Origin of the sequence: Paenibacillus sp. FSL R5-0887, from assembly GCF_038002305.1 — a bacterium.
Lineage (GTDB): Bacteria > Bacillota > Bacilli > Paenibacillales > Paenibacillaceae > Paenibacillus_AQ > Paenibacillus_AQ odorifer.
Map to the genome: position 1 here is coordinate 2,394,072 of NZ_JBBOCE010000001.1, position 14,625 is coordinate 2,408,696.

Consider the following 14,625-nt stretch of genomic DNA (forward strand, 5'->3'; position numbering starts at 1 on the left):
TGAACAAAAAAGCAATTGCTGTTATCCGGATGTGCCGGGGCAACTGCTTTTTTGTTCGGTTTATACCAGCATCAGCAATGATCGAGGTGCGTTAATAGTTTTTTTAATTGTTTAATGCCTTCGCATTGAGTGGTTATTATTGCATATAGGATAGGTTTTAGTGCTGGGCAGATATTAAACTGCAAAACGTTGTTTGACATTCGTACAGCGCTAGATCCCCAATTAGAACCCCAGCTTTAATAGCCAAGCCGCAAGCTTCTCCTCCCGCCTTTTCAATTCCCCATCTACGCGATTATATTTTCCAAGCCGTTGCTCAGCTGCAATGCTGCCATCTAGCATATACAAGACACGCTCAGCTTGAGCAGCGACTTTAGCATCATGTGTGGCGATTATAAGCGTTGTTCCTGATTGATTAATATCTGCTAATATGTCCATGATTTCACTAGCTGCTTTTGAGTTAAGCGCCCCGGTTGGCTCATCGCCAAATAATATATCAGGCTGATTAATGAGTGCTCTGCAGATTGCTGCTCTTTGTAATTGTCCTCCTGACACCTGTGTAATATCACGTTCAGCCAGCGCAGATATTCCTGTTTTGTTCATTAACTCAGCTGCTCTTTTATTGATAGTTCTACGGCTGCTGGTTCTCGCCCGATAAGCAGACAGGATGATATTGTCGCGGATATTCAAGTTTTTTAACAGATGCATTTGCTGAAAAATAAAGCCCATATGCTTTAAGCGCAGACCGGCTAATTCGTTCTCTGAAACTCCGCTGATCTCCTGCCCTTTAAAAATAACACTTCCCTCTGTCAACTTATCCATCCCGCTGATCGTATACAGCAATGTTGATTTTCCTGAACCAGAAGGTCCCATGACAGCTATGAATTCCCCCTGAGACACCTGAAGCTGAACATCCTTTAATATCGACTGCGGAGTTCCTTGCCCTGTTGAATAACTTTTTATTAACCCTTTCGTCTCTAATATGAACATTCTGCCACCTCCTATCATTCGGCAATTAGTTTGGCTATACTGGATTTTCTGATTGAGATCGTGCTTGTTACGGTGGTGAGCGCTACAATCAGCATGACAAGTAGAGGAAGCATAAGATAGGCTACCGCCGGATTGACTACAAACTGTATCTTAGAAGCCCCCATGAAAGAGCCTAGCATTTGAGCAATTTTTTGCCCGAGAGTGTTAGCCGCAAAAGTACCAAGAATGACGCCCAGCCCTGATATTATCAGCATCCTTACCAGATACTGCCTACGAATATCTCCTAACGTAAAGCCAACACTTCTCAAAATAGCGGTTTGCGAAGAATCCTTGGCAAGCAGCATTTTCAGAAATAAAGAGGTAATCAATATCGAAATCGAAAATGCGATAACGATGGATAAGCCTGTAACCAGCTTCAATTGGCGAATTGTATTTCCTAATGTCTGAGCTAAATAGCTTTGCAGATGAGTGATTTTTGCTGGATAAAATAATTTGGTGTACTGATCCATTTTTGCCTGGACGGAAATTCCCGGATTCACATCCAAAGCTACTACATACCAGAGAACCGTCTTCGAATCATATGGCAATTGCGCTTTTGCGGTTCGGCCACCATTAGTTATATCCTGATAGATCCCGCTAACGGTCAATTTTCTTGCCACCCCAGCAACCTCTAAATGAACGATATCCCCCATCTTTTTATTCAGTTCCTTGGCGTTCAGGTCAGAAAGAGCGATCTCATTTGCACTTCTAGGAGTTCCTCCATGAACATACGAGAGCGGAAAAATAGTAAAGTCACCGGTTTCAACATTTAGCGATTCCCATACACCATCACTACCTAATACCTTAAATCTAGAAGTAATCAGTGGAGAAAATTTAGAGATGTCCGGGTCATTTTCAAGCTTGGTTATCATCTCATTAAAACGCTTCTCTATTTGGTTCGATTGCTGCAAATCAATGCGAATATCGCTCTGACCGACGCCCATATAAGAAACAAACCGGGGAGACTGAAGAGTATTCAATATATTCACTGGCACTAGAACGATAAACAAACTGATCACAAATACGAAGAACAATAATCCGTACATGGTGAAGCGCCCGTAAACATCTTTTCCCCCGAGAAAAGCATTCACGTTAACAAATTTACGCTTGCTAAGTGAAAATCTGCTTGTGTTCATCCTTGCTTCACCCCTCGTACCTGACCGTAAAGCTTCTACAACCGTGATGCGATTAAAGCGTCTAAGAATCATCCGGCAAAAGAATACAACAACTCCAAAGATCAAACCTACCGCCAGGACAGGAACAAAATAATGAAGGATACTGGCAGGAGCAACGCCCAAATACAAAGTAATATTAGCTGTAAACAAACGAACCACACCTAAAGACAGTAAATATCCACATACAGAGGCGACGGCTGCCATCACGATATATTTTGCTAAATAAATGCTGCGAATATCTTGCTGCGTGATCCCAATCGCTTTCATGACACCTATCTCTCTGTAATCCTCTTCCAAGGTAGCGATCATCGTAAATCTGAGACATAAAATAGCAATCAGCATCAGCAGAACACTTACCAAAATAATAACAACTGCGATAATCCCGTCCGTCAGTGCATTTAGCGTTTTAAATAAAGGATAGTCAATGGAGGGGCCTTTATTGGGCAGATTTGAGGATTGATACTCATTGCGGAAATCATTGAGCTTAGATAGATCTGTAAGCTGAAATTCAATCAGGTATTCAGGTTCGCCGAGCTGTTGTTTAAGCGCTGTAAAGTCAGCAGCATTTACGACAAAACGTTTGGAGCTGACCATGGCTGGATTCATTTGGACATCCCTTACAAAATCAGTAATCACAAACTTTTTATCGAACTGTTCACCTAGAACGCTAACTATGTCGCCGACTTTCAGATTCTTTTGCTTCATATAATAAATGGGGACAGCGATTTCTCCTGCCGATACCTCAATCACCTTGTTCTCTAAATTCAGCAGCAAATCAAACGAAGGGTTCTGCTCTACAAAGCCGATATCCATCACGCTGTTTGCTTCCGAGCCTTGGTTACTGCCTAGATAAACGTTAGATCCATCCAAGTTAAGCATCTCTACGGTTTGTTGATCTTTCACCAGTGGATTAGCGGCTGTAAAGCTCTCGATTGCTGAGCTGTCGATTTGTCCTGCGTGCATCTGCACGAAATGAGGGGCTTTAGATTTAATCAATAGCTGATTCAAGGACCCCGACAATTCTATAATCACTTGCGACGCTGAAGCAACAAGCAAAGCCGATAACATGATAAACACAAATAATCCGAAGGTAATGATTTTATTGCGTTGAAGGTCTCTTTTTACAATTCGTAGCAGCATTGACGGGCCTTCTCCTCTCTAATACGGAATTCAATTATTCACGTTCAAGGCAGCGAATTGATTTCATTCGGGGGATCACAAATGCCATAATAATGATGAGCAAACCAGAGATGATAAATAATAAGCCGATTCCCCGTCCTTCCCCTGTGCCTATCACCTTACCTACTGATGAAGCAAGCAGACCTCCCTCTCGTAAAAGAGGATTAAACACTTGATCAGCCAATATGCCAGCAAAAGCATACGCAGCCACATAACCAAGTTGTGATAAAATGCCAATGATCCCCCATGCCCGCCCCTGTGTGTCATTTGGGATATGGTTGCGAATCATAACGTCAGCACTGGTATTAACAAAAGGCAACGTTGCAAAAAATAAAAAGCCAGCAGCTGTAATAAAAGCAACATTCGTGGTCAGACCCACCAAAGAAAAAAACAGTCCGGCGAATCCTAGGCCGAGCGCTAATACTTTGATATATTTACGATCGATGCTAAAAACTCCAATAATCAGACTGCCGAGCAACATCCCTATAGCACTTACAGATAATACCGTGCCTAGAGTTTTCGTATCCGTAAAGGGTAAAAGCATAGGCGTATATAAGGTTTGGAGAAAACCCACATAAAAAGTAACGACAGACAAAATGATCGTAAGCTGCAGTACACCTTTCGTGTAAATAAGAGCATCCCAGCCCTCCTTCAAATCTTTTACAAACGACTGATTCGTTGGAACTCTGTGTTCAGTCTGTAGATTCCTGCGAACAGCCATCACTGCAAGAACTGTAACTAGAAAGGTTGAGATATCTATAAGCAGGATAGTTTTTATATCCATAAAGCTAAGCAAAATCCCGGCAAGGATAGGGGAAAGAAGATATTTTGAGGACGCAGCAAGCTGAACTAAACCACTGGCCTTGGCAAATTGCTCCTCTGTTAATAAATCTGTAATGGTAGCCTTGTAGGCAGGTTCAAGCAAGGATACAAAAATCGAACTAAACGTCACGCCCAGACAAATCTGCCATAAATGAGGTTCACCCAGCAGCATGATGATGAGAACATATACAAGTCCAAAAGCAGACAACAAATCCCCTGCTATCATCATCAATCGCCGATCAAACCGATCCGCTAACACGCCGCCAAAAGGACTGAGCACAATGGAAGGGAGAAAAGCACATAAGGTTAAAAGTGCCACACTAGAGGCGGTCTGCGTCATCTGGAACACATAGACCCCTAAGGTGAAAGCCGTCAACCCGCTGCCAATACTGGATATCCACTCCCCCATCCAAATGATCATAAAATTTCCGAAGGATTTGTTGTTCAGAATATTCCCTCTCCCCTATTCAAACATTTGAAACACATAGTCGAAGCTGCCCTTCTCCGCCCCCAGCGTAATTTCCATCGTATAGATAAAAGCTCTTATCTTCTGGATGATTTCCTCAGGCTGCCACTTGAATATCCCTTCATCAAAAAGAAATTGAGAGGTAATCAATAGAAATTCCATCGTCTCCCGGGGATACGGATTGTGAAACAGTCCCTCCTCTATGCCCTGCTCAATGACCTCTGTCAAAACAGGAGTTAGCCGCAAAATGGTTTCCACCAAGCTTTTCTGGTGCAGCTGTGCATTATCAGCCTGATGGAACTGCTCAATCATTTGGCTTTTTCTGTCCGTATCCGGCTTTTGCGCCATAATGATTTGCAGCAGCTTTTCATGAACGGTCAGCTTAGGATCTGCAGCAATTTGCTTAGCAGCTGCTACACCAGCATCAATAAATCGCAGCACAACAGCATCCATGACCTCTTCCTTCGATTTAAAATAATAGTAAAAGGTTCCCTTCGCGATACCTATAGCCTGCAAGACATCATTCACTGTCGTTTTGGTATACCCTTTCGTAAAAAACAGCATTTCTGCTGTATCCAATATTTCATTTCTACGTTCTTCCGCTTCTTTGGAAATTCTCATCTGAAACGTCCTCCATTCTATTGACCGACCGTCGGTCTATTCCAATTATATACAAATATTAGATCCTGTCAAGATTAATCCGGCATCACAAAAAAGAGAGAATTCCAAAAGCTACGTTATAGCAGCTGGAACTCCCTCGTTTTGGGATATACTGTTGAGTTTTACTGTTTGGTTTTACTGTTTGGTCTTGCTGTTGAGTTTTAGTCTTACTATTTACTGTTTAGTCTTATTCTTTACTGTTGGGTTTTACTTTTGGTTTTACTGTTGGGTTTTACTGTTTGGTTTTACTGTTTGGTTTTACTGTTTGGTTTTACTGTTTGGTTTTACTGCTGCATCTTATTTTTAGCTTGCTCTTTGATCTGATCCATGGAGATACCTTTGCTCGCGTTGTAACACTAAACTACTAAACTTCGTTTGCTTGGATCACATTTGCACTTACGACGCAGCTTATCGGACACAGCTGACCTTATACGCTGCATTATCCCCCATTTGGATTCCTAACGGACCGCATAGCACCTATTGGCATCAAAAACACCACAAAAGACCGCTTCCTCAAGGAATAGCTGCACTGGAGTCCGAAAACCGGCTCAAAGAGCTATAAATCTGCAAATAGCGACCTCTGGGTCCTTAAGCAACACGGGATAGGGATTCAATAGGTAATCAATAGGTATTAATTACCTAAGTTCGGACTAAGTGGCTTCCGGCTGGAGATTTTGCCCCCAAACGGCTTCCCTGTATAGAATGCTGCTATTTCGCATGAGCTTCTGCAATCCCGTCTCAAATAGATTATCTAATCCGCCGGATTGTACTAATGAAAATTTGCTGCCCAAGGAATAGGCTATATAATAATCCGCCCAACTGCTATAACGTTCTTGTAGCTGCCTTGCGGCTTCTATTTTGTATTCCCAGGCTTCTTCCTTCTTCAAATAATCCTCAACATAACCAATCCGGCTCAGATAAATTACCCAAGCTAATCCAAAAGCAGAAATGTCACCAGAAGGCAACTGATGTATACCTTGTGCAACAACCTTCAGATTAACAAAATCCTCATGATCCTTATGTGCCTCAAGATATTTACTGCGTGAGGTTTCGGAAAGTGTGGCTAAACGAGCATGTAAAGATCTATATTCTGCACGGTTGCCATCTTCTAGAAGCCAGCGAATCTGGCGATGAAAGGAGTTAGCATCCTCGATATTCCATCTTTCACAAGCATTTTTGATTAATCCTCTTTTGAAGAAGACATTACTGAAATCAAACTCATAAACCACATAGTATCTCCCTAAGAGACCACGTATGCAGGTAGAGGAAAGACAGCGGAAATACATTTCCAATCGTTTTCTTTGCTTAACATTGTATTCCTTCAGCATGTAGAGCCTCCTGATATTAGTTCGAGAATAGGTATGCTGTTTTGCAAATCTTCCTGATTTTCCATAGAAAAATAAGAATGAACACCGCATTGACAAGCGGGGGAAGCTCAGATACTGAAAAATAATATATGGTATATACCAAAATATAGAACCAGCTTAATTTCAGGAAAACCAATAGATAGAATAATATAGACCCTATAATGCTCTTTCCAATGCTTACGAGCGAAGAGATACGAAGACGTTGTGGATACATTTTTTTGTTCTTCAACATGAACTTATTCGCAAGGTAACGAAAATGAATGAACTCGTCCTTTTTAGGCTCATTAGTCTCCGTTTGTGTAAGAGCTTCCTCAATTTGAGAACATGCAATCTTACATTCCAGAATTAAACATTGCACATCTCTATTTCCAGCATCCTCTTGCAGCAAATATTCACAATCCTTCATCGCTTCCTCATAACGCTGCAAATAGTAGAGAAGCCGGCCTCTTAATAAGTAACCGTCTCTTTCGTTAGGCCACATAGCGGTTACTTGGTCCAAACACACCAGCGCTTCCATATAATCAGCAGTATCCAGACAATTCTTAGCTCGCAATAATTGCAGATCCGGATCATTCTGAAACAGCTTATTTGCTTCGTCGAGCAGTTGACCCGCTTCAGTATGTTTATCCTCCATCAGCATGAATTGAGCGGATTGCCTCAGATTTAGATAGTGTTCTATGTCAAACTCAAGAGACTCCTGCAAAAGGAAACACTCATAACGCATCTCCATGCTTCCGTCGACCTGCCCCAGTATGTACTCGACTAACTTATTATCATAACGTTGAAGAAATATTTCCTTGTCCTCACGAAAATGAAAAAATGAATCCAACGCCTCCCATACGGCATGAGGCAAATTCCGATGCTGATCAAGGAACAACATAAGCTTATCCCTTAGCCGATCGCGATGCTCTATACTCCACATGAAATCTTCATTCAAAAGTGAATGCCACGAAGCTTGTTGAATCCGGCGCGAGAAGTCCGCATACAGTTCCCTAATTTGTCTGTCAAAAATATCTGCTGGCTGTTCTTGAAGATCAGCATCAAGTTGAATGGGAAGTGGGCGAAACAGCGCCCACTCGTTTTCATGCGGTATAGTAGTAGCCCCTTCTACTTCTTCCTCGGTGTCTTCCTCCGCAACTTCTTGTTCTTCCTCCTCGCTTTCTTCCTCCTCAGCTTCATCTACTCGTATTACTGTTTCTGCTTGTATCACCATTTTTTCTATTTCTTTTGATATTGCTTCTGCTATTTCTTTCTTATCCTCACCTATAAATGAAGGGACAGTACTTGCTATACGCTGCCCGGAGCGGGCCCATATCACAGCTGTATCATAAGCTTCTCTAAGCTGTTGGTATCCTTCAGGGTCATCTTCGGGGTGATGCGATTTCAGTTTTTTGGCATAGGCTTTCTTGATGATAGCTAGTTCATCTGTGGGTTCAATCTCCAACATACTCCAGATTGTCATGTGAAGTATGACCACCCTTCAATTTCCGCCAATTGCTCATTGAAAGCTTGTGCCGCTTTTTCAATCACTTTCTCGTTCTGAGTATATAAAGCATCTTCGAATACTTTCAGACACTGTGCGATAAATTTCCGTTGGTCCCCAAGCACCTCTTCATATAAACGCTCACCTCTAGCAAGCAGAAGCCTGTTCTCGGTACGCTCACGCGGATGAATTTTGATACTCCGCAGTTCCAGTAAACGAGCTTCAATTTGCTTTTTCGTCATTGCACCAGCATTTTGCTCAATGATCATCTGATGCTTCTGACCTGTTGAAACGGTTGTAACCTCCACCTCAAGAATCCCATTCACATCATATGTATATCTGACATCTATACTTTCTTCTCCCCGAGGTGCTTGCGGAATCTGAAACTCCATTTCTCCCAGGAAAAGATTATTTTCAACGCGAGGACTCTCCCCCTGATACACATCCACACTTATGATCTTTTGATTATCTGCGGCTGTATATAGACGTTCTACCCGGCTAACAGGAATCGGAGTGTTACGTTCAATGATCGGAAAGTAATGTCCAGATGACGTTTGTCCGCTTGAACCTCTTCGCAGAACACTGGTTCCTAATGTATAGGGGCAAACGTCCGTCAAAATCATTTCATCCAGCGCTTGATCACGCTGCTTCAGCGCCACCTGAACCGCAGCTCCCAGTGCGACGGTCTCATCTGGGCTGATATTCGCATAAGGCATTTTCCCGAACATACGGCTGATAATTTGCTTAATCAGAGGCATTTTAGTCGCACCCCCAATCATCACAATCCCATCCAGATCGGAAGGCTGCAGAGAAGCATCCCGCAATGCTCTTTCTATCGGCTGTCTTAGACGTATTAGTAATGGTTGTACCAATTGCTCAAGCTCTGAGCGTTCTATAGTCAGCACGTATTCTTCCTCTTTAATAACTATCCGCATAGTCGCAGCAGACTCTGTACCAAGAATTCGTTTACTCTGCTCAGCCTGCTTATACAACATCGACCTCGTCATTGGTGTTAACGATTCAGCGTCCAGCTTATTCTTTTGGATAAAATAGGCCACTAGTATCTCTGTGAAATCTTCCCCGCCAAGATAGTTATCTCCGGCAATCGACTTAACATCCATTACCCCTTCGAAAAGCTCCAGGATAGACACATCAAAGGTTCCTCCACCCAAATCAAAAACAAGAAATGAAGTCTCCTGATTCTGATGCAGGCCATAAGCGAGTGCTGCCGCCGTAGGTTCACTAATAAGCCGCTCTACTTGTAAACCAGCCAGCTCAGCTGCTTTCTTAGTTGCTTTCCGCTGAACATCATTGAAATAAGCCGGAACACTGATTATAGCTTTCGTTACGGACTCACCTAGATGATTTTCCGCATCCTCTTTCAGTGACCGCAGAACAAAAGAAGATAACTCTTCAGGAGTAAAAGTCATCGTACCTAGTTTGTATTTCTTTGCTGATCCCATAAAGCGCTTAAAAGTCGAGGCGGTTAACTGTGGATGTGTAATCAGTCGTTCCTGTGCGATTCTTCCAACCAATACTTCTCCCCCTGCATCTACACTAACAATCGAGGGTGTTACATGCTCCCCGAGTACATTGGGAATAATTACAGCCTGACTGCCGTCCCAATAAGCAGCAAGACTATAGGTCGTTCCTAAATCAATTCCGATTGTTCTCACTACTATCTCCACTCCTTTTATATACAATAATATACAAAGAAAAGAGTCCAAGAATCGAAATGTCACTAATTCAACATATTTACATCCAGAGCATAATAATGAAATTGCGCTTTTGCAATAGACATAAAAAAGGTATCTCAAAAGCCACAATGGCTAATGGGATACCTTCATTTTTTGGCGGAGGATATTTTTCTGTACATCATCTATAAAAAAACAGTCTCATTCGTTCTCTGGACGTCCTAACATCTGATCTATCTTCTCTTTTGCACCTTCCCATGAGGTCAATAATGGAAAAGCATATTGTTCACGGGCCCGCAAATTCCATGGATGCGGAATACAAAGCACTTTTCTTCCCTCCTGCAATGCCGGAACCAGGTTATGCACCCCGTCATCGATCAATAGATCGTAGTTAATAAGATTTTTTCGCTTACAGGTAAAGAAATTTTCAATCGGAATAAACGGCATATGCTTCTGCAGCCAGTTCCATTTTTCCACCACCGACTGGGGTTGGGCTGCCGTAACAATAATTACATCATAAGCGTTATGCAGTTTCTCCATTTCTCCTACGACATGTTCGTCAAACAGTTCAAGCTCTTCATACAGACCGGGCCGCCCATAGAAAATCTCTTGTGTACAATCCGGATGACGTAAATGATCCGTATTCCAATCAAGCATTTCCTCATACCGCAGCAGATGCGTGGGAAAATCATTATTATTATGGTATATGGCTCGCTTCACTAGATGGCAAATTGTATCATCCATATCTACTGCAATTATTGGCTTCCTCATCTGCGCCTCCATTATTTTTTTAGATTACACTTTAATTATATACAATGAAATTACGGTTTTCGTCGAGAGTTAATTAAAATCCCGGTTAATGTTTATTAAATGCTTCTACGCATTTTTGGCAGATACAAGCTTTCCCTCTCAGTTCTTCCGGGATCTGTTCTTGCAATTCGAGTGGAATTTCTGTATGGAAACACCAACAGTCACCGCCTTCAGCGCCACAACGATTCAATTCTTTACATAAAGGACAATGGCGTTCTTCAACCAGTATGTTCATCATATCCAAAATTTCTACTCCCCCAAAAATCACAAACTATTTTTCTTTGGAAAACCATATCAATAAAATAAATCCAACTTCAATTTCTCTATTATTCCTACACTTGTGAACTCGGTTCACTTGCATTAAGATAGTGAACATTACGAACTCAAATGGGAGAATAACAGATGAATGATAAGAAGCTGAGCTTTTTAGATACCCTACATAGTGACTTACTTGCTACCATGGAAGAAGTATATAATCCTTGCAGGTTTGATTGCTCCGACCCAATTCTTGAACCGCAAAATGCAGAATACGGAGCATATATCTTTACCTTAAATGCACTGGCCATTAGATTCCGGGTGGCTAAAATCACACCCACTAAAGTCGGGCGTTTTGTGACACTATGGGAGCGAATTGGAGATCATCCCATCCAACCCTATGACATCTCAGATCCTGCTGATCTCTTCGTTATAAGTACACGAAATGGGAATCACTTTGGCCAATTTATTTTTCCAAAAGCTGTCCTAAGAGAACAAGATATTCTATCTGATAAAGGTGAAGGTAGAAAAAGAGCTTTTCGAGTCTACCCGCCTTGGGACATTCCCACGAGTCGCCAAGCTCAAAAAACGCAAACATGGCAGTCGGAATATTTCTTGGATATCCCTGCAAATAAACCCGTAGACTACCTTCGTGCGCAAGCACTTTACGGTTTACCCGTAAATCTTACGGTCTGACCTATCTCCTCCACATGTTCCTTATCGCCCTGCAAAATAAAATAATAGTATACATCATCTCCTATTTTCACCGCTTCGGGATATTTAATTATAAGCGCCGCTTGATGATTCCATTCCTCCCCTTGGTCAGCAGAAGGCATAATCAACTTTGCCTTCTCTTCCTCTTTTAACCCCTCTAATGTCAGTTCAGTGATTTGCGGATTGGAGCCATAAGGCTTCAGCTGATGGGAGGCAATGATTTCAGCTACTTCATCTATTGATTGTCCCTCTCCAGACATAGCGGATAATTGAAAAAAACCATCCTCCCCCTGACCCTTCTCATCATCTGCTGAATCTAAGACCCATTCCGTTGGATACTTCAAAGAGACTCCATAAGCATTGGAAGTAAAGGTTGCAAGCCCAGTTTGCGTAACCAGCATACCGATTACAGTACCTGCAAGTACAATAACCGCGATAACCAACACCCATAGCCACCGTTTTTTGTATACTCTTATTTTCACGATATCCCCCTAAATCAATAATTAGTTGACATGTACAATATTAGGAAATAAGATATAAACAAACATATGAGCAATCATTCATATGTATTAGTGAGGAGGAAATTAAAATGAGCGATCTTAAAAATATCCTATCTCTACTTCTTTTCTGCATCTTCCTAATTTCTTATCTATTAAAGCTCCTTATACTTTACAAGAAAAACCACATTAAAGGAAACGTTCTGGCTAAAGGCGCTAAACTATCTAAGATCCATTATACCGAGCTATTGGTAAAAACCTCTACTTTTTTATGGGGCGCAGCATGGTTTGTTTTTTCCGTAGCAGAGTCCTTTATGGTTACACTTGTAGGCAAAACGTTTGATATTCCTGTAATTCACTTTAGCGGTGTTGGTGTAGCTGCCCTCGGATGTTCCATTTTCATTCAAGCTATGATTGCTATGCGCACTTCATGGAGAGTTGGGATTGATAAGACTACTGTAACCAAACTCATCACACACGGTATTTATAAATATAGTAGAAACGCTGCATTTGTCGGGTTTGATCTCATGTTTTTGGGATTGTATCTGATGTACCCCAATCTGTTAACACTCCTAATATTCATTCTTAACATTGCCGCGATTCATTTACTAATTCTTCAAGAAGAGCAACATTTAAAGTCCGTATTCGGAGACGAATATATCCAATATGCCAATAATACACCCAGATATTTTTTATTTTAAAATCTTTTATCAAGCTCCGATAATTTATATTCACTATACCATTTTACATTTTTTACAAGTCCAGAAAACATTCTCTTAATGTAACTACTATAATATGAGACTGTAAACATACATTAGGAGGGAAATTATGAAATCACCGAAAAAGTATGGCGTCAGAACAGCAATTGTAGCGACAGCGGCAACTGCTCTTTTTGTATCCAGCATAGTCACTACAAATGCACCTAATCAAGCAGACGCAGCATCTTCGAACACAAGAAATGTAATTCTGTTTATTGGAGACGGAATGGGTGCTGCTCAGCGTGATGCCATCCGGCTTGCCACCGTAGGTGAAAAAGGAAATCTAGCAATGGATTCCATGCCATACGTTGGATTAATTCATACAAGCTCCACTGTCCCTGTTACAGATTCGGCTGCTTCTGCTTCTGCTTATGCGAGCGGTGTGAAGACTTATAATGGTGCTATCGGAATGGATGCCGATAAAAAAAGTGTTAAGACCATTATGGAATATGCTAAAGATGCCGGGAAATCAACAGGTGTCGTTACCACTAGTCAGATTACAGACGCGACTGGCGCCGCATTTGGTGCTCACGTTGAAGACCGCTCAAAGCAAAGTGATATCGCTCTTCAGCTTCTGACAAAGAGCAAGGTTGATGTTCTGCTCGGTGGGGGTGAGGATTTCTGGTACCCGGCAGGCAATCCCGGCAAATTCCCAGATGAACCCGCTGAAGATCCTTCAGAAAAAAGCAAAGGAACGCAAGGTAACCTTGTGGATAAAGCTAAACAATTGGGCTACACCTATGTAACGAACAAAGCGGATATGCAAAAAGCAAAAGACGGCAAGCTGCTTGGAATATTCGCAAACGAGGAAATGTTCCAGCAAAAGCCTGAGGGTGAAGGAGATATTTATAATCCGGTGGTATCGCTGCCCGAGATGACTAAGAAAGCTATAGATACGCTAGCAACAAATAAAAAAGGATTTTTCCTTATGGTGGAAGAAGAAGGCACTGACGAATTTGCACATCAAAACAACGCTAAAATGACGATTAAATCAGGTCAAGAACTGGACAAATCCGTGCAAGTAGCCAAAGACTTCGCCAAAAAGAATCCAGATACACTGGTTCTAGTGCTTGCCGACCATGAGACCGGCGGATTTTCTATTGAAGCAGTTGACGCAGATGATGAGTCCGGTGACGGCATATCCAAAGAAGACGGTCCATTCGCCATCGCCAATTCCAAACACAATTTTGTAGTGGACTGGACGACCTCAGGCCATACTGCGGTTGATATTCCAATTACAGCTATGGGCAAAAATGCACAATTATTTACTGGAATCTACGAAAACACCGAAGTATTCACCAAGCTTATGCAAGCATCAGGTTTTAAAGCCAAAAAATAAAAGCAAATAATAAAAGACTAGCCAGATTTTTTTCTGGGTAGTCTTTTTTATTTTAAAATACAGTATTTACTTAGCATCTGTTCGCACAACAAAAAGGATATCCTTAGTCTGATCCGCCCATTTACCTGTCAGATGAAATCCTCTGATCGTTGCTCCAGGCTCAAGCGCACTCTCATCATCCAGTTCTATGCCCACCTCTCTGGAGAGGGTTTGAGATTGAATCACTTTTCCATCCATATGAATGGTTATCTCTGGCATCGCCGTGCTGCTGACTTCCTCACGATCACAAATGGTTAATACAAGCAGAAGTACAAAACTTAGGACTGCGATGTATATTCTTTTCAAGAAGACTCCCCCTTCTTCCCATTGTTCAACAAATC

At 41.8% G+C, this 14,625-nt stretch carries 14 protein-coding genes; 3 read left to right on the forward strand and 11 right to left on the reverse strand.

Annotation, left to right across the window (positions count from 1 at the left end; translation table 11 throughout):
* Positions 1-222: 222 nt before the first annotated feature.
* The 9 genes from MKY14_RS10825 to MKY14_RS10865 all read right to left on the reverse strand — a co-directional run bounded on the left by MKY14_RS10825 (position 223) and on the right by MKY14_RS10865 (position 10,920).
* A complete protein-coding gene (locus MKY14_RS10825; RefSeq protein ID WP_076304866.1) occupies positions 223-987 on the reverse strand; it encodes an ABC transporter ATP-binding protein in 765 nt (254 codons plus the stop codon).
* Between the two features lie 14 nt (positions 988-1,001).
* Positions 1,002-3,341 (reverse strand): ABC transporter permease, encoded by a 2,340-nt coding sequence (locus MKY14_RS10830; protein WP_340976466.1) that lies wholly within the window; start codon positions 3,339-3,341, stop codon positions 1,002-1,004.
* A 34-nt stretch (positions 3,342-3,375) separates the two neighbouring features.
* Complete coding sequence (locus MKY14_RS10835) at positions 3,376-4,623, reverse strand: MFS transporter (protein WP_179088350.1); 1,248 nt, start codon at positions 4,621-4,623, stop codon at positions 3,376-3,378.
* A 42-nt stretch (positions 4,624-4,665) separates the two neighbouring features.
* On the reverse strand, positions 4,666-5,289 hold the full coding sequence (locus tag MKY14_RS10840; RefSeq protein WP_076129871.1) for a TetR/AcrR family transcriptional regulator: 624 nt from the start codon (positions 5,287-5,289) through the stop codon (positions 4,666-4,668).
* 689 nt (positions 5,290-5,978) lie between these two features.
* A complete protein-coding gene (locus tag MKY14_RS10845) occupies positions 5,979-6,656 on the reverse strand; it encodes a DUF1266 domain-containing protein (RefSeq protein ID WP_051491590.1) in 678 nt (225 codons plus the stop codon).
* 16 nt (positions 6,657-6,672) lie between these two features.
* On the reverse strand, positions 6,673-8,157 hold the full coding sequence (locus MKY14_RS10850; RefSeq protein WP_340976467.1) for a J domain-containing protein: 1,485 nt from the start codon (positions 8,155-8,157) through the stop codon (positions 6,673-6,675).
* Complete coding sequence (locus MKY14_RS10855; protein ID WP_340976469.1) at positions 8,154-9,854, reverse strand: molecular chaperone HscC; 1,701 nt, start codon at positions 9,852-9,854, stop codon at positions 8,154-8,156. The genes MKY14_RS10850 and MKY14_RS10855 overlap by 4 nt, the downstream gene beginning before the upstream one ends.
* Before the next feature lie 219 nt (positions 9,855-10,073).
* Positions 10,074-10,643 (reverse strand): 5' nucleotidase, NT5C type, encoded by a 570-nt coding sequence (locus MKY14_RS10860; protein WP_076129874.1) that lies wholly within the window; start codon positions 10,641-10,643, stop codon positions 10,074-10,076.
* An 85-nt stretch (positions 10,644-10,728) separates the two neighbouring features.
* Positions 10,729-10,920 carry a cysteine-rich CWC family protein gene (locus MKY14_RS10865; RefSeq protein ID WP_076129911.1) on the reverse strand — a complete coding sequence of 64 codons (192 nt, stop codon included), beginning with the start codon at positions 10,918-10,920 and terminating at the stop codon, positions 10,729-10,731.
* A 164-nt stretch (positions 10,921-11,084) separates the two neighbouring features.
* Here MKY14_RS10865 and MKY14_RS10870 point away from each other — a divergent pair, with 164 nt between their 5' ends.
* The gene (locus tag MKY14_RS10870; RefSeq protein ID WP_340976470.1) at positions 11,085-11,633 is read left to right on the forward strand and encodes a MepB family protein; all 549 of its coding nucleotides are present in this window, start codon (positions 11,085-11,087) and stop codon (positions 11,631-11,633) included.
* Here MKY14_RS10870 and MKY14_RS10875 read toward each other — a convergent pair.
* Complete coding sequence (locus tag MKY14_RS10875) at positions 11,603-12,133, reverse strand: hypothetical protein (protein ID WP_076190579.1); 531 nt, start codon at positions 12,131-12,133, stop codon at positions 11,603-11,605. The two genes, MKY14_RS10870 and MKY14_RS10875, sit on opposite strands and share 31 nt — an antisense overlap.
* Before the next feature lie 107 nt (positions 12,134-12,240).
* Between MKY14_RS10875 and MKY14_RS10880 the strand changes: the two genes are divergently transcribed.
* Together MKY14_RS10880 and MKY14_RS10885 are read left to right on the forward strand one after the other, a co-directional pair.
* A complete protein-coding gene (locus tag MKY14_RS10880; protein WP_076190577.1) occupies positions 12,241-12,849 on the forward strand; it encodes a methyltransferase family protein in 609 nt (202 codons plus the stop codon).
* Between the two features lie 127 nt (positions 12,850-12,976).
* The gene (locus MKY14_RS10885; RefSeq protein ID WP_076129878.1) at positions 12,977-14,245 is read left to right on the forward strand and encodes an alkaline phosphatase; all 1,269 of its coding nucleotides are present in this window, start codon (positions 12,977-12,979) and stop codon (positions 14,243-14,245) included.
* Positions 14,246-14,311: 66 nt separating this feature from the next.
* Here MKY14_RS10885 and MKY14_RS10890 read toward each other — a convergent pair whose 3' ends face one another.
* On the reverse strand, positions 14,312-14,590 hold the full coding sequence (locus tag MKY14_RS10890) for a hypothetical protein (RefSeq protein ID WP_076278739.1): 279 nt from the start codon (positions 14,588-14,590) through the stop codon (positions 14,312-14,314).
* Between the last annotated feature and the right edge of the window lie 35 nt (positions 14,591-14,625).